Origin of the sequence: Bartonella sp. AP7XZML, assembly GCF_042195745.1 — a bacterium.
Classification (GTDB): domain Bacteria; phylum Pseudomonadota; class Alphaproteobacteria; order Rhizobiales; family Rhizobiaceae; genus Bartonella.
This window is the reverse complement of sequence record NZ_JBHIOT010000082.1, coordinates 54,501-74,134: the sequence shown is the minus strand read 5'-3', so window position 1 is coordinate 74,134 and position 19,634 is coordinate 54,501. Positions and strand designations below refer to the sequence as shown.

The following is a 19,634-nucleotide window of genomic DNA, read 5'->3' as shown; positions in this document are numbered from 1 at the left end:
GTGTCAGGTTATTTTATTACATTCGAAGGAGGGGAGGGGGTAGGAAAAACGGTGCAGATTTCTTTACTTGCTGAGTCTCTCTCTCACCAAGGTTATGATGTTGTTACAACACGAGAACCAGGAGGAACGCCAGGAGCAGAAGCAATCCGGCATATTTTGTTGTCGGGGCAGACGCAACAGTATGGACCGTTGATTGAAGCTGTTTTGTTTACAGCTGCACGCGCTGACCATTTTCATGAAGTTATTGCACCTTCTTTGCAAAAAGGTAAAATCGTTTTATGTGACCGCTTTATTGATTCTACACGCGTTTATCAAGGACTCAATAATAGAGTCAGTTCTTCTCTTCTTTCTGTTTTAGAGTGTATTGCGCTCAATGGTATTTTGCCTCATTTAACATTTTTATTAGATATGCCAGCAATGTGTGGTATGAAGCGTGCAAATTTACGAAGAAAAAAAACAGAAAAAATTGATTATTTTGAAAAAGATCAGTTGGAAATTCAAGAACAAAGACGTCAGGCTTTTCTTCAATTGGCCAAACAAGAACCCCATAGATTTCGAGTCATTGATGCCACTGGCTCAGTGGAAGCTATTGCTCATCAAATAAAAAATATTTGTCATCAGGTATTGTTGGATCAGCTTTCATGAGTAATTTAAATACCTTACGCCAATATGATGATATTGATACAATTTTATCACCATCCCAGAACAATGTTATCTTTGGTCATGAGGATGTGCGTCATTTTTTGACACAAATGCTTAAAGAAGAGCGTTTGCATCATGCATTATTATTTGAAGGAGAATACGGGATTGGAAAGGCTACATTAGCCTTTCATCTTGCTTGGAACATTTTAAGTTTTCAACAGAGTTCTTTCTTCAAACCCGATCCTTATTCTACCCCATGGCGCCAAATTACACAAGGAAGTCACCCTGGTCTTTTGTATATTTCACGTCGATTTGATGTGAAAACGCAAAAGTTTAAAACAGGAATACTCGTTGATGATATCCGTGATATTATGCATTTTTTAAGTCGAACATCGCAAGATAATGGATGGCGTATTGTTATTATTGATTCTGCAGATGATATGAATAGAAATGCAGCAAATGCAATTCTCAAAATACTTGAAGAACCACCTACAAAAACGTTATTTGTTATTATCGCACATTCTTCAGGAAAATTGCTTCCAACAATCCATTCACGGTGTCAAAAAATTTCTTTTCGTCCGTTGAATAACGATGAAATGAAAAAAGTTATTATACATATTTTCGCCGATCAGGATTTACCTGATGAAAAAACAATTGAAATGATTATTAAAAAATCTAAAGGAAGCCCTCGAAAAGCCGCTTTACTTATTTGCCATAGCGGTCTTGAAATTATTAAAACAATTGATGCTCTCCTAGAGAAACCTGTTTGTAACGCAACGATTGTACATACTCTTGCACAAACATTTTCATCTGCTTCTTCTACATTCCAATTTCAACAATTTTGTGATGAAATTCTTAATAAAATTCAAAAAAAAGCTATCATGCTCGTTGAAAAGGGAGACTTATTTCTCTCAAAAAAATATGCGGAAAAATGGCAGGAGATTCATCAAGAAATAGAGGAAATACAACTGTTTAATCTCGATAAAAAGCAGTTTGTTATTAACTTACTTTTTAAAGTTCATAAGATCATTCATGAGAATTAGTTTTTCCGTGACAATGCGATGAACAAGCGTTATGTCATTATATCTTCTATTTTATAGCGTTTTACAACGAGTATGACATGCGTGACACATATTACATAACAACTCCCATTTTTTATCCTAATGGTGCTCCACATATTGGACATGCTTATAGTGCCATTGCAAGCGATGTTTTAGCCCGCTTTCAACGGTTAAACGGAAAAAATGTATTTTTTCTTTCTGGTACAGATGAGCATGGTCTCAAGATGCAACAAACCGCAGCAGCATTGGGCATGACACCTCAGAAACTTGCAGATCGTAATAGTGCGGTGTTTCAAAAAATGCTTGCAGTATTAAATTGTTCTAACGATGATTTTATCCGTACGACAGAAGAACGCCATTATCAAGCTTGTCAAGAAATTTGGAAAAAGATGGAAGCAAATGGCGATATTTATCTCGGTCGTTATACGGGGTGGTATTCGGTTCGCCAAGAAGCCTATTATGAAGAAAAAGATACGGAAATTGGAGCAGACAACATCCGTCGTGAGAAAGAATTAGGCTCTCCAGTTGAATGGAATGAAGAAGAAAGTTATTTTTTTAGACTTTCTCATTATGAAAAGGCTCTTCTTGAATATTATGAAAAACATCCTGATTTTATTGCTCCATTTGAGCGGCGTAATGAAATTATAAGTTTTATCAAATCAGGTTTAAAAGATATCTCTATTTCACGCGCAAGTTTTAACTGGGGAATTTCTGTTCCTGAGAATCCAAAGCACGTGATGTATGTCTGGGTTGATGCGCTTACAAATTATCTATCAGCAATAGGTTTTTTCAATGAAAATTCAAAAAAACGTGATTTTTGGCCTGCAAATACGCATATTATTGGTAAGGATATTATTCGTTTTCATGCAGTCTATTGGCCGGCATTTTTAATGTCTGCTGGAATTGAATTGCCTAAAAATATTTTTGCACATGGTTTTTTACTTAATCGTGGTGCAAAAATGTCAAAATCTATTGGAAATGTCGTTGATCCTTTTGAAATGGTTGATCATTATGGTCTTGATCAGGTCCGTTATTTCCTTCTCCGTGAAGTGCCATTCGGACAAGATGGTAGTTATAGTCATGAAAGCCTTGTGAACCGTATTAATGCTGATCTTGCTAACGATCTTGGTAATTTAGCACAGCGCTGTTTGTCTATGATTGCCAAAAATTGTAATGCACAAGTCCCGAAACCAGCTTTATTTTTAGCTCAAGATAAACAGCTTTTAGAACAATCTCTTCAAGTACTTGAAACTGTACACCAAGCTATGTCTTCTTATAGTATGCATTTAGCACTTTCAGCTATTTTTTCAATTGTAGCAGATGCCAATCGCTATTTTGCCAACGAACAACCTTGGAGTTTACGTAAAAACGATCGAGAACGATTTTCTACAGTTCTTTATATAACTGTAGAAATCTTGCGGAGAATAGGAATTATGCTTTTGCCTTTCATACCCCAATCAGCAACAAAACTTCTTGATAGCCTTGCGGTTGCTGAAGATGATCGGTTATTGTATCATATAAGTCATTCAAAAATTCAAGAAGGGCTTGATCTTCCACCACCAGAACCAATTTTTCCTCGTTATATCTTGAAGAAAGAAGACACTCATCATGTTGATTGATACACATTGTCATCTTGATTTTGAAGACTTTTCACAAGATTTGGATAATGTTATCCAACGGGCTTTAGATGCTGACGTTAAACGTATGATAACAATTTCAACCCATGTTCATAAGTTAGATAAACTGTTAGCCATTGCGCAAAGCTATGATCAAGTCTTTTGTTCCGTTGGAACACACCCCAATCACGCGCATGAAGAACAAAATATTACAGCCAAAGAGCTTATACAGCTTTCGAATCACCCTAAAATTGTTGCATTTGGGGAGGGGGGACTTGATTATCATTATGATTATTCTACACCAGAAGAGCAAAAGAAAGTTTTTCAAGAACATATCATTGCTGCTCGAGAAACACAGATTCCTCTTGTTATACATTCACGCAATGCCGATATCGATATGGAGAAAATATTACGTGAACAGATAAAAGAAGGAGCTTTTCCCTTTATCCTTCATTGTTATTCGTCTGGAATGCAACTTGCTCGTGCTGGAATTGAACTTGGTGGTTATATTTCTTTTTCGGGTATTCTTACTTTTAAAAACGCACTTGAAATCCGTGAAATAGCAAAAATTGTGCCCCATGAGCATTTGTTAGTGGAAACAGATGCTCCATTTTTAGCACCTAGTCCCCATCGGGGCAAAACAAATGAACCATCTTTTGTATGTTATACAGCAGCTGTTTTGGCTGAAACAATTGGCTTAAGCATTGAAGAAACAGCTCAAATAACAACGCGTAATGCTTTTCGTTTATTTAGCAAAATGAAATAAGGCAAAAGATATGTGTGATCAATACCGATTTACAATATTAGGTTGTGGTCCTTCTCCAGGAGTGCCAAGACCTAATGGTGATTGGGGAACATGTGATCCGAATAACCCTAAAAATAAACGCTACAGAAGTTCTTTATTAGTTGAACGTATTAAACCTTCAGGAGGCAAAACAACGATCGTTATTGATACAGGTCCAGATTTTCGCTCACAAATGATCGATGCGCGTGTAAGCCATCTTGATGCTGCTCTTTACACGCATTCTCATGCAGACCATATCCACGGTATTGATGATTTACGCAGCTATGCACTTGCACAAAAATGTTTAATAGATATCTATGCCGACAGATTTACACTAGAGCATCTCAAAAGTGCTTTCGGATATTGTTTTCAAACTCCAAAAGATTCATCTTATTCTCCCATTTTAAAAGAGCATCTTATCAATGAAGATAGCCAATTTATTATTCAGGGGCAGGGCGGAGAAATAAGCGTCAATACACATTTACAACACCACGGAAACATTCATTCCTTAGGTTTTCGGATTGGGAATGTTGCCTATTGTACGGATGTTAGTGAATTTCCTGAAAAAACTTTATCCAAATTAATGGATTTGGATGTTCTCATCATTGAAGCTCTTCAATTTAAATCCCATCCGAGTCATTTTTCTGTTGATCAAGCATTACAGTGGATAGAATATTTAAAGCCAAAACAAGCAATACTCACACATATGGACAGATCGCTGGATTACAATAAGGTTATAAATTACGTTCCATCCTATGTAAAACCTGCATATCAAGGTCTTACTTTTGAAACAGATGCATAAGCTTATTATGCGCAATATTTAAGTTAAATAAAATACTTTTAAATTTATCCTTTATTTTATTTCATTTTTGACATATTTAGTGTTTTTTTATGTCAAAAATGAGGCTTTTATGTATAAGAATTTTAAGCGGGGTGTATGTATTGTGGTTTTAGCAGTTTCCTTAACAGCATGTGGGGGGCGTTTAGAAAAAAATATTGCAACGACAACATTACATGACGGATCAATGAGTTGTGCCGATATTCAACGGGAGTTTTTTGCTAATAAACGTCAGATTAATGATACAATTGCAGAGCGTTCTAAAGCAAGAAATAAGAACGTGGCTTTAGCAGCAGCAAGTGTTGTATTTGTACCTGCTTTGTTTTTTATGGATACTAAATCCAGTGAAAGTAATGAAATTTCAGCTTTAAATAATCGTAATGCTGTTTTGAGTGATCTTGCACGTATGAAACGTTGTAAAATAGTACAGTAATTTTTATTATTTATACGACGTAACTTCATTATCACTATTTTTGGTCTTTAAGGAATATACCTTAAAGACCAAATTTTATTTTAAAAGTAAATTGTATGATATAAATATTATGATGATGTTTTAAAGTAGGGTTTTCTTTTTGGATAAAGGATTTATCTTCTGCATCATATTATCGCATAATATATATTATGGAACTTTATGGAGAAGTATAGCTAGCATCAATGTTTTGAGGAACGAAGCTTTAAAATGAGCTACTTGAGCTAGTTAAGTTAGCTAAGATCGAAAATCGAGCCTGTTATTCTGGCTCGAAAATTTCAATCACAATGTTTTTTTATTTTTTACTCTTTTAAAAAAAATAATTACAATTTGTAGTACTATAAAAGCTAAAAACAATATTCCATGAAATAATGGTACAAATGGCTGATAAATAAAATCGGAATAATATATTGTTATTGCTTCAATCAATGCTGCAATACACCACACAATGATACCCCATAGTGAATACATCCAAAGTCCAACTAAGGCAATAGGATAGAGAATAGCCAATATAGCTGATGCAAATTGCCACTGCCAAGGCATAAGATCAAAACGCCATAGAATACCTGGAAAAACACCAACAAGGCGTATCCAATAACAAATACCTAGAACTAAGCAAATAAGTGCCAAAAACCGTAAGTAACAGTTATAGATTAAATTGATTTTTGAAATCTGTTTGTGAGAATTATTTTTCACAATAATAACTCTTGTTCAACAGGTTGGAAGTAAGAATCTACCATTTCATCTGTCACATTTGAAAGTTTATCTGGTTGCCATTGAGGTCTTTTATCCTTATCGATTAACATAGCACGTATACCTTCATAAAAATCATGTGAATGAATCATATGATACGCTATGCGGTTTTCAATTTTCATACAATCTTCCAACGTTTGAGATGAATTTTGTTTCATTTGTTTCCAGATAACTTTTAAACTTGTCGGAGAACGTGACTGCAAAATATCATAACATTCTTTAGCAAATAAAACATCTTCATTGCTTTTTTTATGTAGCAACTCAAGACATTCTTCTAAGGTATGTGCACTAAAACAAGTGTTAATAATACAACGTATTTCATGACTTGTTTCATAGTCTTTTGTAATTGCTCGCTCGTTTAAAGCTAAAGTAGGATCTCCTTGCTCAATAACAGCTTTTCTAATCATATCGAATTCAGTTTCAGCAACGGCGTGTGTTGCTAATCCTAAATTTAAGCAATCTCCCCACTTTATACGTGCGCCCGTTAATGCAAGATAGATACCAAAATGATTGGGAAGAGATGGTAAGAAAAAACTTGCACCTACATCTGGGAAAAATCCAATCGCACCTTCTGGCATAGCAAAAACTGTATTTTCTGTAACAATTCGATGCGAGCCATAGAGAGAAATACCTACCCCTCCTCCCATCCAAATACCGTTTAAGAAAGAAATGTAGGGCTTTGAAAAATGTTTGATATAAGCATTTAAACTATATTCATTTCTAAAGTATTGACAAGCAGCAGCACTTTTCCCCATATGATAGATTTCTACAACATCTCCACCAGCACAAAAAGCACGCCCTTCCCCTTCAATTAAGACACAAGAAACATTATCATCTGTTTCCCATGTTCTGAGAGCTTTTTTTAAAGCTGAAACCATTCGTTGATTAAGAGCGTTTAATGCTGAAGGACGTGTGAGCTTTATAATACCAGCACACCCTTCTTTCGTAAAAGAAATATCATCATCTGCTCCAAAATTAATTTGCATCTCACACCCTTCTTAAAACAATTATTCATTGTTTTTTTATACTTTTTGCCCCAAGTTTAGGAAATATTTGCATGATTGCGCCAATACAATATATATAAATTCCTGTTACCGAAATTCCTATTTTAACCCAATAGGGAGCCTCTAGTTGATAAAAGAAGGCAGAAACACCAAAAAAACACCATAAGAGAAAAATGGGAAAATTAATTTTACGTAAACGAAGGACTCTTACTGGATGAATAAAATAAATTGGCAAAAAAGATATAATCGCCGATAAAACAATAATGATAAAAGTAATCCACTCTCCTGGTCTGACGACAAAAAGCGTAAAAATCATCATATTCCAAACAACAGGAAATCCTTTAAAAAAGTTTTCTTTGGTTTTCATACTAGTATCTGCATAATAAATAGCAGATGAAATAACAATAATTGCACTCAATGAAAATGATAACCCTACCCCCATGAAACCACTTTGATAGAGTGCAAAGGCAGGAATTAAGACATAAGTCACGTAATCAATAATATTATCTAACAGCTCTCCAGACCATGTTGGAAGAACGTACTTAACATCAAGTTTGCGTGCAATTGGTCCATCTATACCATCAACGAGAAGAGCAAGCCCAAGCCAACAGAACATAGCTGTCCATTCTTTTTGAGAGGCTGATATAAGAGAAAGAAACGCTAAAAATGATCCCGAAGCTGTTAGTAAATGAACGGAAAAGGCCTTTGCTTGTGGCATTGTTACTTTTTTATGGCGTAATAATTTAGCATTTGTTTTGATTTTCTTTGTTAATTTACGTTTCAAGGTTTTCTTATCCTCGTTTTTAAAGTCTTCAACCATCTATCAATACGCCATTTTTTAACGATGATATAACTCAGCATTTAAAAAAATCATAAAAAGGTTACTTTTTTATATCGCATTATTTATTACATACTATAATAATAGAAGAGCTTCATATAATAAAAAGAGAGAGATCATTTGGAAATGTTAAAATATTTTCTCAATGAATAAAGGTTCAAATCGTTGTGATATTTGAAAAAGAAGAGCATAAAGATATTGCTGTTATTGGTGCAGGTCCTGTCGGAATGTTAGCCGCGCTGAGTCTTGCACAGAAGGGGCTTTCTGTTTTTCTTGTTGGGCCCCCTGCTCATACAGATGAGTTACGGACAACGGCTCTTATGATGCCTGCAATACGCATGCTTCAAAAACTCAATATTTGGGATAATCTTCAAAAACATGCAGCTGCTTTATCGTCCATGAGAATTATAGATATAACTTCTAGAATTGTGCATGCTCCTACGGTGCATTTTTCTTCTACTGAAATTGGCGAAAAAGCTTTTGGCTATAATATACCTAATGTAAAATTGAACAGTGCTTTAGTCGACGCTGTTACACATACGCCCAATATTACAAGATTTGTTTCTGCAGCCAAATCTGTTCATCACACAAAAAACCATGTATGCATTACTCTTGCTGATCATAGAATTATTCAAGCACCACTTGTTGTTGCAGCTGATGGACGTCACTCTCTTACACGTGCCGCAGCAGGGATAAGTGTCAAACAGTGGAATTATCCCCAAAAAGCACTTGTTCTCAACTTTTCTCATGAGTTTTCTCATCAAAATACATCAACTGAATTTCATACAGAACACGGTCCATTTACACAGGTTCCACTACCAGGACGAAGATCTAGTCTTGTATGGGTTGTTCATCCTTCCCGCGCTGAGGAATTATTAAATATAGAACCAAAAACAATTGCAAAAATGATCGAAAACCAAATGCAATCAATGCTTGGAAAGCTAAGCTTAGAAACATCAATTCAAGCATGGCCGCTTTTCGGACTTCTTTCTCATCATTTTGCTGCTAATCGAACAATTTTAGTGGGTGAAACCGCTCATGTTTTTCCCCCTATTGGGGCACAGGGATTGAATTTAGGATTCCGTGATGTCCAAACTTTAATTGATATTTTACCGGATAAAATATCCAATACTAACTCTGAAATGATTGTTGCACATTATAACAAATGCCGAAAACCAGATATATTAATCCGAAGTGGAGCTGTTCATACACTGAACTCTGCGCTACTTTCTCATATGTTGCCTGTTCATATCATACGCAGCATTGGGCTTGGTTTGTTGCATAGTTTCCCACCATTACGTAATTTATTTATGCGCGAAGGAATGTATCCCGGTTATGGATTCAAGGAAATTATGCAAATATTTCCAACAAAATCATCAAAACAGCTCTACTAAGCAATAATGAATAATAACGTAAGATAAAAAATAATAAATTGTATTTTGAATCATATCTATTACTGATGTAAAAAAATATTTTTGTTCTTTCTAAGAAGTAACAAATTATATTAAAATAATTAATTATATTTATAATAATAACATGTTTAATTAATATAACTGTAAATTATTTTTTATTAAAAATTATTATATTATTTAGTATGTTGATATGAAATAAGAGAAAACTGAATTATAGACTACAAATTAAATTATAAAGATATCTTGCTAAATCATAGCTGTTAAATTTAGAACTATAAATAAAATGAAAAATAATACCGTTTTGAAAAAGTTATTTTATAAAATTAATTTTAATAAGAAAATAAATAATAAAAAAAACAGTTTTATTTAATCAATATATTTTTAAAAATTTTTATTGTTAAGTATAATATTAAAAATAAAATCATCTTTGGAACCTGTTAGTAACACAGAGGTTAATGAAGTGTTGTTTCAACAAATGGTAACAAGATGACACTAAATAATTTTTTGAAATTAAGTACTTTTTTTATAATGATTGCATGTGTCTCGTTGATAGTCACGACTTCAATAAGTGAAGTTTTTCACCTTCCTTATTGTCAAACCTTTACCTATAGCTCTACTCAAAAGGTCACTAAAATAGGTCAGAACTCATTTACTGCTTCACAAGTTAAAAATTGTCTTATGCAAAATGGTTTTGAGAATATTAAACGATTGCGCTTAGATGACAATGGTATCTGGCGTGCTTTAGTAAAATTTAAAAAGTCCCATTTTTTCGTATCCGTTGACTATTCAGGAACAGTGAGCATTCAAAATGAAAGAAAAGAATATGATTGATTTAAAAACTTACAGCAACGTTTCTTTTCACAGCTGTAAGAAAAAAAAATTAAAAGAGTGCTGCCATTCTATTAAAGAATTTGCTTTCATTGGCGGTTTAAATGGTAGCATATCAGGAGCTATCGCGGCAACTCTTGCAGCTTATGGTTATATTGCTCTTCCAGGATTTGGTCCAGTTATCGCAATGGGTATAGGAGTAGCACTTTCTGCCGGAATAATAATAGGAGCACTGATAGGATCAGGAATGGGAGGGAGTGTCGGTATATGCTGTATTTTATTGGGAAATTTATATGAATCATAATAATTTTTTCTCTTATAAATTTCATAATGAATAGAAATTTCTCGTCATTTTTTCTATGAAAAACAATTAAATCATCAACAAATTATATGTTCTTTTTTTGATGAAACGATCATCATATTATAAATGAAATAATAGCTAACTTACTAAAATTCCTTATTTAATTTCTTATTATACCTCAAAAAGTAGATTTTTTAAACACATCTCTTGAAGAAATGTAAGTGAGATATAATTATCCATCCATAAAAGCTGTATTTTTTATAGATCAAAAAATAAAAGTTATGTTCAGAAATATATATAAACATACTTTATTTTATTTGCTCTTTATAAAAACTAATATTTCTATGTAAATTATTTTTTTTAAAGTTCAATTTAAGACACTTATATAACATATAATTAGTATAGATTATTATTTATAGATAATAATCTATTTAAAGATAAGTATAAAGGTATTTCATGAAAAAAATATTATTATCATTATTGTTTTTTATGGCATTTTTAATTCATAAAAATTCTGCATTAGCACTATCAAAACAAGTAAATATTTATAAATTAGAAGATAACAATTCCAAAAAGGCTATTGGTAGCATTAAAATTGAAGAAAACATACACGGTTTGATTTTCATCCCTAATTTATCTACTTTATCAGAAGGAATACATGGTTTTCATGTACATGTAAATCCTTCATGTGATAAAAAAGATGGTATAATTGGTGGAAGCGCAGGTGGACATTATGATCCGGAACATACCGGAAAACATTTAGGACCTTATAATGTCAATGGTCATCTTGGTGATTTACCAGCACTTTATGTTGATAAGAAGGGATATGCCATAATGAGCGTTCTTGCTCCACGATTAAAAAAAATCTCTGAAATTAAAGGGCGCTCTTTAGTCATTCATTTAGGGGCTGATAATCAATCAGATAAACCATTACCGCTTGGCGGAGGTGGTTCACGTTTAGCGTGCGGTATTATTGAAAAATAAAGAGAGTATTGTGGCAGACTGCGACAGTACACACTTCCTTTACCATAAGGTGTGAGAGAAATTTATTTTTTAAATCTATTTCAAGAAATTGAGTAAACTATGTGAATATTTTATAAAATTAATGTTTTTTTGAATGTTTACTTCGGATAACAAAAAGCTTAGTAATCATCAAAACGAACAGCAATGGAAATTAAAGAAATAGTAGTGTAAATTCTCCGTAAGAAGACTTCAATATGAGGAAGTAATATTTTCCATGCTTGATGTAAACAAAGCAAAAAAGTCGAATTTCACCCTCTATAATAGCAAATTTATAATAAATTATAATCATTAAGTCTAGTATCTAATGGAATCACGCTCAATGCACAAAATAGAACAGGCTTAAAACAGAATTTTTACTCTTCCCCTACTCAACCCTACTCATGAGGTACGTGAGAAAAATTTTAATTGATACAATATCAATATGAGATGGTTTAAAAGGATTGAATACTAGGATATTCATTCCCCTCATTTAAGTTTAAAGACTAATTATCATTAGTAAATCAACATATTATACCAATATAATAAGACAAATAAAATAGTTAGAGTAATTTTTCATCATTCTGAAAAAAGGCTTTTAAACAATAGAGTCTTTTTAAAAATACCCCTCATAGATACATATGATCCCAATCTAGAGGACGCATCTCACCAGTTTGATAAAATTGACGAATGAGCTTAATATAATCAAGAAAATCTTTGTTTTCCTCCACTAATCTATTAGCAGTATCCCAATCAATATCACTACGTTCTTTGGCAGGAATTAAGATCTCACTCTCGGAAGAGTTTTCCTTATTAAGTCTTATAAATCCAATTCCATGCAAACTTGAAAGCATCCGAAGCTCTTTTAATGTATCAACTCCTTCAATTTCACTAGCTACTAAATAACTCAAATTAGCCCATGAAGAATTACTAACTGTTTGAAAAAATGCTTTTCGTAAATTTGAACGATTGATGAGAATTTTTACTTCAAAAGACCAAAGCTTTGTCTTTTTATCAAAATATTGCAAAACACAGTCTTTGATTTCACGATTCCATTCCTTGCTTAAATCTTGCATCCCTACGAGATCTGGATAAAGCCATTTATTTCCGCCTGCACCATGTTTATTACGAGAACATTTCTCATTAATGCGCTTGCTATAAACTGCAAGCTCTGACCATAAAAATTTAGATAATAACGGATAAAGATCATGCTCTTTAACAGAGCTACCTTCTGTTCTACTCTTTGCATTGTCCTCTATTGCGTCAATTTCAGCACTATCTGTTTGTTTAGTAAAATAATATTGTCGCGGTCGTCCTTCAGTGGTTTTAATTTCTGAATAACGCTTTTGTAATTGAGGGCGCTGCGATCCTATTTCAGCAACAATTTGCTGAATAAGAACTGTATCACTATTAAGGGGATTGATTATCGCCGTTGAATGCTTTTGTTTTTGGCGGCATTTCTCTGGGTAATTTTCAAATATCCATTGAGCAATTTCTCGAGCTGTAAACTTTTTTGTCGGGTTTTTCTTTAAAAAATTAAAAACAGTGTTTGTTAAATTTAAAGTCATATGAAAAACTCCCCCTTTTATCCTCTGGGTATTTCATTATATTCAGGCGTTTTAAATGAAAGAACAATAAACTGTTTAAGTTTTTAAAAAAAAGAACATTTATCAAATTACTCAATAAAATCAAAATATTTTTTTAATTTATGACTATAACTCAAAGATCTTTTCACATAACGAAAATAAGATTGTACTTTTATAAAAAATTGTAAATGTGCTACAAATCCCCATACAAAAGCATAATCTTGTATAACTTTTCTATACATTTTTCTTTTTATTTTAACGTCGTTAGAAAAAAGTTAAAAATAATTATTCAAACATTTGATTGAACCTCACACCCGTCAATTAAAAAAACTTATGTGTTTTATTTTTGAAGCAAAAAGTTACGAGCTCTCAAGTATAGATTCTGAAATGGTAAACTCTGCACACAAACCTTCAAAACTACTATTTGCTTTAATAGCATCATGGGGAATAAGAACATAATACCATTTTTTATCGCCATAAGTCGCCGCATAGCGCGTTGCATAACAACACCATTGAACTGCCAGCTTCTCTCTTTTTTAAAACAATAGGATTTTGCATTTCAGAGGCTTTTTTAGGCTCACAAAGATATTTGGCATCCTTCGTTTCTACAACAAAGTCCGGTTCATAGATTGATCCTTTATCATATTCTATTCTGAAAAAACCTCGAGCGGGTTTTATCCATTTCAAGACTTGTGCATCATCCTCTAATATTTGAGCAAATCGTAATTCCCCTTCTACTGAATCAAACTTTTGTAAAGGATAACAGCATTTACTAAAGCCGCTGAATACAAGTTTTTTAATATCACTTTTAATGGCAGGAATATTACGAAAATCAAGAGGAGACGTCCCTTGCGGTAACACATAATGGATAGGTGATAAAGTTGTAAAACCTCGTGTAACTTTAACCGCATAATCTTTTTGCGTTTCCCATTGATGTTCTCTTAATTGCGCAACAATAAAACTAGTAAGCTTGTGCTGATAGTGAATTAAGACGTTCTCAACAGCTGTATCATTGGGTAAATAAGGTCGGAAATGTTCTACTATCTGACTAGCTAATTTTCGTAATAAGAGCGTATGGTTATCATAATCGACAAAGTCATTATCAATCAAACCACGAATGATGTAGTTTTCAAGATAAGGCTCTTTTACATATTCATTCTTAGAAGTAAGAAAAATGCTTTTATGGGTACGCAATTCTCGAATTAAAAGTTCTTTACTAACAGGTTGAAAATTTAAGCTTTCTAGATTTTTTAAATCAAAATCATAAAAACCATAAATAACATCACGCGAAGGTATGAGTATAATATTTGGAATATCTATTATCAGTTCTGTTAATTGTTTTGTCAGAATTGTCACCACTTTTGATACAAGAGACTTTTGTGATGAAGGCTTAATATTCATAACTTTATTAGCAATTTTTTCTTGTATCTGTGTAGAACAAAGCATTTGAGAACTTGACAATTTATCATTCTCTTTGATAAGATCCCACGCGATCGCTACAATATCTTGCTCTTCAGGTGTTAATGTAGGGGAATCTGTATTACGTAATATGATACTTTGTAAATCAGAAGATGCTCCATTTATATCGGAATTACGTGTTACCATCGTTTGCATCAATAAAGCTTCTACTTGACTTGGAACTGTCACTATATCGGTCTTTTCAAAGGGGATATTCCCTCCTGTTCCAATCTCAATATGCTTTTTTATAATTGAGTTTGGATCGTTTGCACGATCAATAATATCTTGAAAACGATCATGCGCAATAATTGTTAAACGATCAATAGCTTCCACGCCTGTTCTATACCCATAAGCCAAACGCAATCCACGCCCAATTGTTTGCTCTGTTAAAATTTCTGAAGCCGATGCACGCAACGGTACAATAGTATAGAGATTCGTAACATCCCACCCCTCCTTTAATTTATTAACGTGAATAACAATTTCTGTTGGGTTATGAGAATCTTCAATTGCAATCAGCTTTTGAATATTTTGATCTTCTTCTATATTCGACTGTTTTGTATGAATCTCTATAACTTTTCCCTTATAAGCTCCTGCAAAAAAATCATCTGATTCCAATAAATCACGCAATTTCTGTGCATGATTTGTATCTTGAGCGACAACTAAAATAAAAGGCTTAACGAACTTTTTGTTATAATCTTTTGCATAGACAATTAAATCTGCTTTCACGTTTTCATGGGCATGAATTGCATCTTGTAATTTGATATGTTCTAATTGTTCAGATGTATAATTTTGAGGTTGAAAATCTTTACGTGTAGCAACAGCAGGCTCTTTTACAAAACCATCCCTCATAGCCTCTGCAAGTGAATAACTATAGACAACATTTTTAAAATCTACGGGTTTTGCACCTATTGTTTTTGGTGTCGCTGTAAGCTCTATTCCTAAAACAGGTTTTAACTCATTAATTGCTGCCGCACCAGCAGAAGCTCGATAACGATGTGCTTCATCCATTAACAAAACTAAATCAGGAAGATTTGCGAGATAATCAAAATAACTTTCACCAATCGTTTCTTGTAAGCGTTTAATTCGCGGAATACTAGATTTTAGTGCGCCTTTTTTATTATCTGTTGTATTAATTTTAGAAATATTAAAAATATTGATAAAGGCCGTATCTCTATTCTCAAACAAACGCTTTTGTCCTTCAAAATGGTGTTCATCAACGCGAATACCTTTACCACTTTCATAATCTTCACCTGTAATAATAACGGGTCTATTGGCAATAAATTCACTCATTCCACTGAAAACATACTTCGGACTTTGGGGACTAAAATCCTGTTTTAACTTTTCATAAATAGTCAAATTTGGCGCTAAAACAAAAAAATGGCGACTGCGACCTGTTAAATAAAGATAGCTAATAAAAGCCCCCATAAGTCGCGTTTTTCCAACACCCGTTGCTAAGGCAAAACAAAAAGAGGGAAAGTTTCGTTCAAAATCTTGTACAGAAGGATAAAGATTTTTTATCACTTCTAACTCTGCAACCAAATCAGCATTTTTAGAAAGCTCTATATTTCCTAAGATTTTTACCAAAATATTTAAAGATTCACGTTGAGGATCACGTAACGATAAGCGAGCAGAAATCCTTTTTTCAATAGTGTTCATGAAAAACTCCGCTTTTTATATACTATTCAAATAAATCTAATTCTGCTTGCGCAATATCTTTATTTTTGTTGTTTTCTTTTACCACAATCACTGGTTCAAGATTGGCTACATTTAAACTATAATCGTCCCTTCCCCATTCGCATTTTTCTAACACTGCACGGGGGATTTTAGTGAGTGTCAGATTTTCAAAGGATGCTGATTTTGTATCAAAGGCTGTACCACAAATCAGCAATGTGCGATGAGAGCCTACCTCTTCACTCATTATACGGAGTTGTTCATGGGTCATAGCGCTTGTTGTGACATAAATATAATCTGTTTCGGTTGAGTACCCTTGCATCCAATAATGATTTTCATCAGGTGCATAGGTAAATCCCATATGTTTGCACATTGCTTCTGAAAGCATCGCAGCATTATATTCGCGACTAATAATCCATTGTCCCCATGGATCTTTTTGCAACAGAGAAGGTGCAAGACTATAATAACGAAATCCACCGCCACCTTGCCAATTGACACTTTTGGAAATTCCCCCTTGATCAGTTCCATCAATGACTTGTTTTAAACGAGGGATAATGTGGGTGTGACAATGTTCACCAAGTTCAATCATAATCCACTTTCTTCCCATTTTATGAGCAACAGCACCGGTTGTGCCGGAACCCGCAAAAGAATCTAAAACAAGATCACCAGGATTAGTGGCAAGTTGAATGATGCGTTCCATTAACCGCTCAGGTTTGGGAGTTGTAAAGACATTATCAGAATTAAAAACTTTGACTTCTCTTTTGGCATCTTGGTTGTGTCCCACTTCTATATAGAGCCAAATCGTCATTGAAACCATACCATTTTTTACTTCTGATAAAAAACGTTTCATAGAAGGAACATTACTTCCTGTTGGACCAAACCAAATACGATTATCGTTCAATAATTCAAAGAATTTTTTTTATTCATAGCCCAACTTCTACCATTAGGAGGCATTACCTTGCGTCCAGAAGGTGTGATGATTTCATAAATATCCTTAGGTGTTACTCTTTTTACGGATAAATCTCCAGATTTCCAAGGACCGCGAGGATCATTATCAGGATTTTTATAGCGCGCATCCATATTGTTTGAACGAGGAAGCAATTGAGGGCGCCAAATCGTTTTATCTTTGGCATAAACCATGATAAAATCATGGTTATCGGAAAGCCATTTTGTATCATTTTGTGGAGCATATTTCTTTTGCCAAATAATATTGTTGATGAAATTTTGGCGACCAAAAATTTCATCCATCATCACTTTAAGATAGGCTTGTTCATCATCATCAATTGATATCCAGATACTTCCATCATCCGCCAGTAAATGATGTAACAATTCTAGCCTGTCTCTCATAAGGCTGAGCCATATGGAATGCTCTAAACCATCTTCATAATGTTTAAAGGCATTGCCTGTATTATAAGGCGGATCGATATAGATACATTTTATCTTCCCCATATATTCTTGTTCAAGCGCTTTGAGTGCGAGCAAATTGTCACCAAAAATAAGTTTATTATCAAAAATATCTTGGGATGATATTTGATGCGAAGCGTGATAAGATTTTTCAAGATCCTCTAATAAGATACGAGGCTCTAGTTTTGGGCGTTTTTCTTTTCCAATCCAGTTAAGTTCTAATTTTTGTTTATTATAACTCATGCGATCGTCCTTAAATTCAAACGCTTGTGAAAAGTAAACAGCTTATTCATGAATGGCTAAATTAGAGTCTCTTAACAATACTTTTAGTACCATCCGACAGCAATTTGAGCTTCTTCTGACATACAATCAGGTGTCCATGGTGGATCAAAAGTCATAGTGACTTCAACATACGAAACCCCTTCAACTGCACTGACTGCATTTTCTACCCACCCCGGCATTTCACCAGCAACAGGGCATCCCGGTGCTGTAAGAGTCATTTCAATTTTTACTGAACGATCATCTTCAATATCAATACGATAAATCAGTCCTAGCTCATAAATATCAGCAGGAATCTCTGGGTCATAAACTGTTTTAAGAGCAGCAATAATATCATTCGTCATACGATCAATTTCATCTGCTGGAATTGCTGATATGTAAGATTTTTTATTTTCACTTACAGTTTCAACAGATTCTGTAGAATGACGCTCTTCAATTAATTCAGCCATTAAAAAATGTCCTTGTTTCTTGCAATGCTTCTACCAATTGATCTATATCTTCTTTAGTGTTATACATGGCTAACGATGCGCGGCAAATAGATGTTAGACCAAAGCGCTGTAATAAAGGCTGTGCACAATGAGTTCCCGCACGTATTGCAACCCCTTTTCTATCAATAAACATAGCGATATCATGGGCGTGAATTCCTTCAATTGTAAATGATATAATAGCTCCTTTATTGGGAGAATGACCATAAATACGCAATGACTCAACCATTTTAAGTTTTTCCTGCGCATAAGCTAAAAGGGACCTCTCATGGGCATGAATCGTGCTACGACCTTTCTCTTGTATATAATCAATCGCCGCAGTTAATCCAATAGCTTCAACGATAGGAGGGGTACCTGCTTCAAAACGGTAAGGAGGAGCATTATAAAACACCTTATCGGTTGTTACCTCCTCGATCATTTCCCCTCCCCCTTGAAAAGGACGCATTTCTTCTAATCTATCTTCTTTACCATACAAAACACCAATACCAGTGGGACCATAAAGCTTATGACCTGTAAAGACATACCAATCACAATCGAGATCTTGCACATCAACGGTTAAATGTACTGCTCCTTGAGAACCATCAACAAGAACCGGAATAGAATTTTGATGTGCTAGTTTAATAATCTCTTTAACAGGAGGCACAGTTCCTAATATATTGGACATATGCGTTATAGCAACAAGCCGCGTTTTTTCGCTTAAAGCCTTTTGGAAATCTTCAATGTGCAGAACACCATTTTCATCGACAGGAACAAAAATAAGTTTAACACCTTTTTGTTCGCGGAGAAAATGCCAAGGAATAATATTTGAATGATGTTCCATGATCGTTAGAACAATCTCATCACCTTCTTTGAGTTTTGGCATCGCCCAACCATAAGCAACAGTATTAATAGCTTCTGTTGCATTTTTCGTAAAAACAATTTCTTCAGCTTTTTGAGCATTTAGAAAAACACGAACGGTTTCACGAGAATTTTCATAGGATTGTGTTGCTATATTGGCTAAAAAATACATTCCCCTATGCACATTAGCATAACTATAGTGATAATAATTATTCATTGCATTGAGTACTGACATTGGTTTTTGGGCAGAAGCACTACTATCAAGATATGCTAATCGCTTTCCATAAACTTGATGGTGCAAAATAGGAAAATCACGCCGAATTTCTTCGACATTATAAGTAAATGTTTGTACGTTATTTTCCATTTTTT

Annotated in this window: 18 protein-coding genes and 1 pseudogene; 10 read left to right on the top strand and 9 right to left on the bottom strand. The window is 33.9% G+C overall.

Going from position 1 to position 19,634, the window contains the following annotated elements:
• From tmk to ACFILT_RS06450, 6 genes are all read left to right on the top strand, one after another.
• Positions 1 to 645 (top strand): dTMP kinase, encoded by a 645-nt coding sequence (gene tmk, locus ACFILT_RS06475; RefSeq protein WP_375679768.1) that lies wholly within the window; start codon positions 1 to 3, stop codon positions 643 to 645.
• Entirely contained in the window at positions 642 to 1,685 is a 1,044-nt protein-coding gene (locus ACFILT_RS06470; protein WP_375679087.1) for a DNA polymerase III subunit delta', read from the top strand. The genes tmk and ACFILT_RS06470 overlap by 4 nt, the downstream gene beginning before the upstream one ends.
• A 77-nt stretch (positions 1,686 to 1,762) precedes the next feature.
• Complete coding sequence (gene metG / locus ACFILT_RS06465; protein ID WP_375679766.1) at positions 1,763 to 3,322, top strand: methionine--tRNA ligase; 1,560 nt, start codon at positions 1,763 to 1,765, stop codon at positions 3,320 to 3,322.
• Positions 3,312 to 4,085: a TatD family hydrolase gene (locus ACFILT_RS06460; protein WP_375679089.1), complete on the top strand. Its 774-nt coding sequence runs from the start codon at positions 3,312 to 3,314 to the stop codon at positions 4,083 to 4,085. The genes metG and ACFILT_RS06460 overlap by 11 nt, the downstream gene beginning before the upstream one ends.
• Positions 4,086 to 4,095: 10 nt before the next feature.
• Positions 4,096 to 4,905, top strand: coding sequence for an MBL fold metallo-hydrolase (locus ACFILT_RS06455; RefSeq protein ID WP_375611912.1), 810 nt, complete (start codon positions 4,096 to 4,098; stop codon positions 4,903 to 4,905).
• A gap of 109 nt (positions 4,906 to 5,014) precedes the next feature.
• Entirely contained in the window at positions 5,015 to 5,374 is a 360-nt protein-coding gene (locus ACFILT_RS06450) for a hypothetical protein (protein ID WP_273791051.1), read from the top strand.
• Positions 5,375 to 5,692: 318 nt separating this feature from the next.
• Here the strand turns inward: ACFILT_RS06450 and ACFILT_RS06445 are convergent, their stop codons facing one another.
• Genes ACFILT_RS06445 through pcsA form a run of 3 tightly spaced genes read right to left on the bottom strand, consistent with a single transcriptional unit; the run spans position 5,693 to position 7,987 of the window.
• Positions 5,693 to 6,106, bottom strand: a complete 414-nt coding sequence (locus ACFILT_RS06445; protein ID WP_375611911.1) for a DUF6163 family protein — start codon at positions 6,104 to 6,106, stop codon at positions 5,693 to 5,695.
• The gene (locus ACFILT_RS06440) at positions 6,103 to 7,149 is read right to left on the bottom strand and encodes an enoyl-CoA hydratase/isomerase family protein (RefSeq protein ID WP_375679090.1); all 1,047 of its coding nucleotides are present in this window, start codon (positions 7,147 to 7,149) and stop codon (positions 6,103 to 6,105) included. The genes ACFILT_RS06445 and ACFILT_RS06440 overlap by 4 nt, the downstream gene beginning before the upstream one ends.
• 25 nt (positions 7,150 to 7,174) lie before the next feature.
• Positions 7,175 to 7,987, bottom strand: a complete 813-nt coding sequence (gene pcsA / locus ACFILT_RS06435; RefSeq protein WP_375679091.1) for a phosphatidylcholine synthase — start codon at positions 7,985 to 7,987, stop codon at positions 7,175 to 7,177.
• Between the two features lie 185 nt (positions 7,988 to 8,172).
• On the opposite strand from pcsA, the gene ACFILT_RS06430 reads away from it, so the two are divergent.
• The 4 genes from ACFILT_RS06430 to sodC all read left to right on the top strand — a co-directional run bounded on the left by ACFILT_RS06430 (position 8,173) and on the right by sodC (position 11,530).
• Positions 8,173 to 9,399 carry a UbiH/UbiF family hydroxylase gene (locus tag ACFILT_RS06430; RefSeq protein ID WP_375679765.1) on the top strand — a complete coding sequence of 409 codons (1,227 nt, stop codon included), beginning with the start codon at positions 8,173 to 8,175 and terminating at the stop codon, positions 9,397 to 9,399.
• A 504-nt stretch (positions 9,400 to 9,903) separates the two neighbouring features.
• Positions 9,904 to 10,248, top strand: a complete 345-nt coding sequence (locus ACFILT_RS06425) for a hypothetical protein (protein ID WP_375611907.1) — start codon at positions 9,904 to 9,906, stop codon at positions 10,246 to 10,248.
• Entirely contained in the window at positions 10,226 to 10,549 is a 324-nt protein-coding gene (locus ACFILT_RS06420) for a hypothetical protein (protein ID WP_375679764.1), read from the top strand. Before ACFILT_RS06425 ends, ACFILT_RS06420 begins: the two co-directional genes overlap by 23 nt.
• A gap of 453 nt (positions 10,550 to 11,002) precedes the next feature.
• A complete protein-coding gene (gene sodC / locus ACFILT_RS06415; RefSeq protein WP_375679094.1) occupies positions 11,003 to 11,530 on the top strand; it encodes a superoxide dismutase [Cu-Zn] SodC in 528 nt (175 codons plus the stop codon).
• Positions 11,531 to 12,174: 644 nt separating this feature from the next.
• Here the strand turns inward: sodC and ACFILT_RS06410 are convergent.
• The 6 genes and pseudogenes from ACFILT_RS06410 to ACFILT_RS06385 all read right to left on the bottom strand — a co-directional run bounded on the left by ACFILT_RS06410 (position 12,175) and on the right by ACFILT_RS06385 (position 19,629).
• The gene (locus ACFILT_RS06410) at positions 12,175 to 13,113 is read right to left on the bottom strand and encodes a COG2958 family protein (protein WP_375679095.1); all 939 of its coding nucleotides are present in this window, start codon (positions 13,111 to 13,113) and stop codon (positions 12,175 to 12,177) included.
• A 377-nt stretch (positions 13,114 to 13,490) separates the two neighbouring features.
• Positions 13,491 to 16,245 (bottom strand): annotated as a pseudogene (locus tag ACFILT_RS06405) (DEAD/DEAH box helicase).
• A gap of 22 nt (positions 16,246 to 16,267) precedes the next feature.
• A complete protein-coding gene (locus ACFILT_RS06400; protein ID WP_375679763.1) occupies positions 16,268 to 17,161 on the bottom strand; it encodes a DNA methyltransferase in 894 nt (297 codons plus the stop codon).
• Complete coding sequence (locus ACFILT_RS06395; RefSeq protein ID WP_375679762.1) at positions 17,158 to 17,907, bottom strand: site-specific DNA-methyltransferase; 750 nt, start codon at positions 17,905 to 17,907, stop codon at positions 17,158 to 17,160. Before ACFILT_RS06395 ends, ACFILT_RS06400 begins: the two co-directional genes overlap by 4 nt.
• An 83-nt stretch (positions 17,908 to 17,990) precedes the next feature.
• Positions 17,991 to 18,392 (bottom strand): SUF system Fe-S cluster assembly protein, encoded by a 402-nt coding sequence (locus ACFILT_RS06390; RefSeq protein ID WP_273791253.1) that lies wholly within the window; start codon positions 18,390 to 18,392, stop codon positions 17,991 to 17,993.
• Complete coding sequence (locus ACFILT_RS06385; protein WP_273791254.1) at positions 18,385 to 19,629, bottom strand: cysteine desulfurase; 1,245 nt, start codon at positions 19,627 to 19,629, stop codon at positions 18,385 to 18,387. Before ACFILT_RS06385 ends, ACFILT_RS06390 begins: the two co-directional genes overlap by 8 nt.
• Between the last annotated feature and the right edge of the window lie 5 nt (positions 19,630 to 19,634).

Bases quoted from the DNA above. Each gene is read 5' to 3' on its own strand.
- ACFILT_RS06470 (WP_375679087.1), top strand. From the start codon at position 642: ATGAGTAATTTAAATACCTTACGCCAATATGATGATATTGATACAATT.
- metG (WP_375679766.1), top strand. From the start codon at position 1,763: ATGCGTGACACATATTACATAACAACTCCCATTTTTTATCCTAATGGT.
- ACFILT_RS06460 (WP_375679089.1), top strand. From the start codon at position 3,312: ATGTTGATTGATACACATTGTCATCTTGATTTTGAAGACTTTTCACAA.
- ACFILT_RS06455 (WP_375611912.1), top strand. From the start codon at position 4,096: ATGTGTGATCAATACCGATTTACAATATTAGGTTGTGGTCCTTCTCCA.
- ACFILT_RS06450 (WP_273791051.1), top strand. From the start codon at position 5,015: ATGTATAAGAATTTTAAGCGGGGTGTATGTATTGTGGTTTTAGCAGTT.
- ACFILT_RS06440 (WP_375679090.1), bottom strand. From the start codon at position 7,149: ATGCAAATTAATTTTGGAGCAGATGATGATATTTCTTTTACGAAAGAA.
- pcsA (WP_375679091.1), bottom strand. From the start codon at position 7,987: ATGGTTGAAGACTTTAAAAACGAGGATAAGAAAACCTTGAAACGTAAA.
- ACFILT_RS06425 (WP_375611907.1), top strand. From the start codon at position 9,904: ATGACACTAAATAATTTTTTGAAATTAAGTACTTTTTTTATAATGATT.
- ACFILT_RS06420 (WP_375679764.1), top strand. From the start codon at position 10,226: ATGAAAGAAAAGAATATGATTGATTTAAAAACTTACAGCAACGTTTCT.
- sodC (WP_375679094.1), top strand. From the start codon at position 11,003: ATGAAAAAAATATTATTATCATTATTGTTTTTTATGGCATTTTTAATT.
- ACFILT_RS06410 (WP_375679095.1), bottom strand. From the start codon at position 13,113: ATGACTTTAAATTTAACAAACACTGTTTTTAATTTTTTAAAGAAAAAC.
- ACFILT_RS06395 (WP_375679762.1), bottom strand. From the start codon at position 17,907: ATGAGTTATAATAAACAAAAATTAGAACTTAACTGGATTGGAAAAGAA.
- ACFILT_RS06390 (WP_273791253.1), bottom strand. From the start codon at position 18,392: ATGGCTGAATTAATTGAAGAGCGTCATTCTACAGAATCTGTTGAAACT.
- ACFILT_RS06385 (WP_273791254.1), bottom strand. From the start codon at position 19,629: ATGGAAAATAACGTACAAACATTTACTTATAATGTCGAAGAAATTCGG.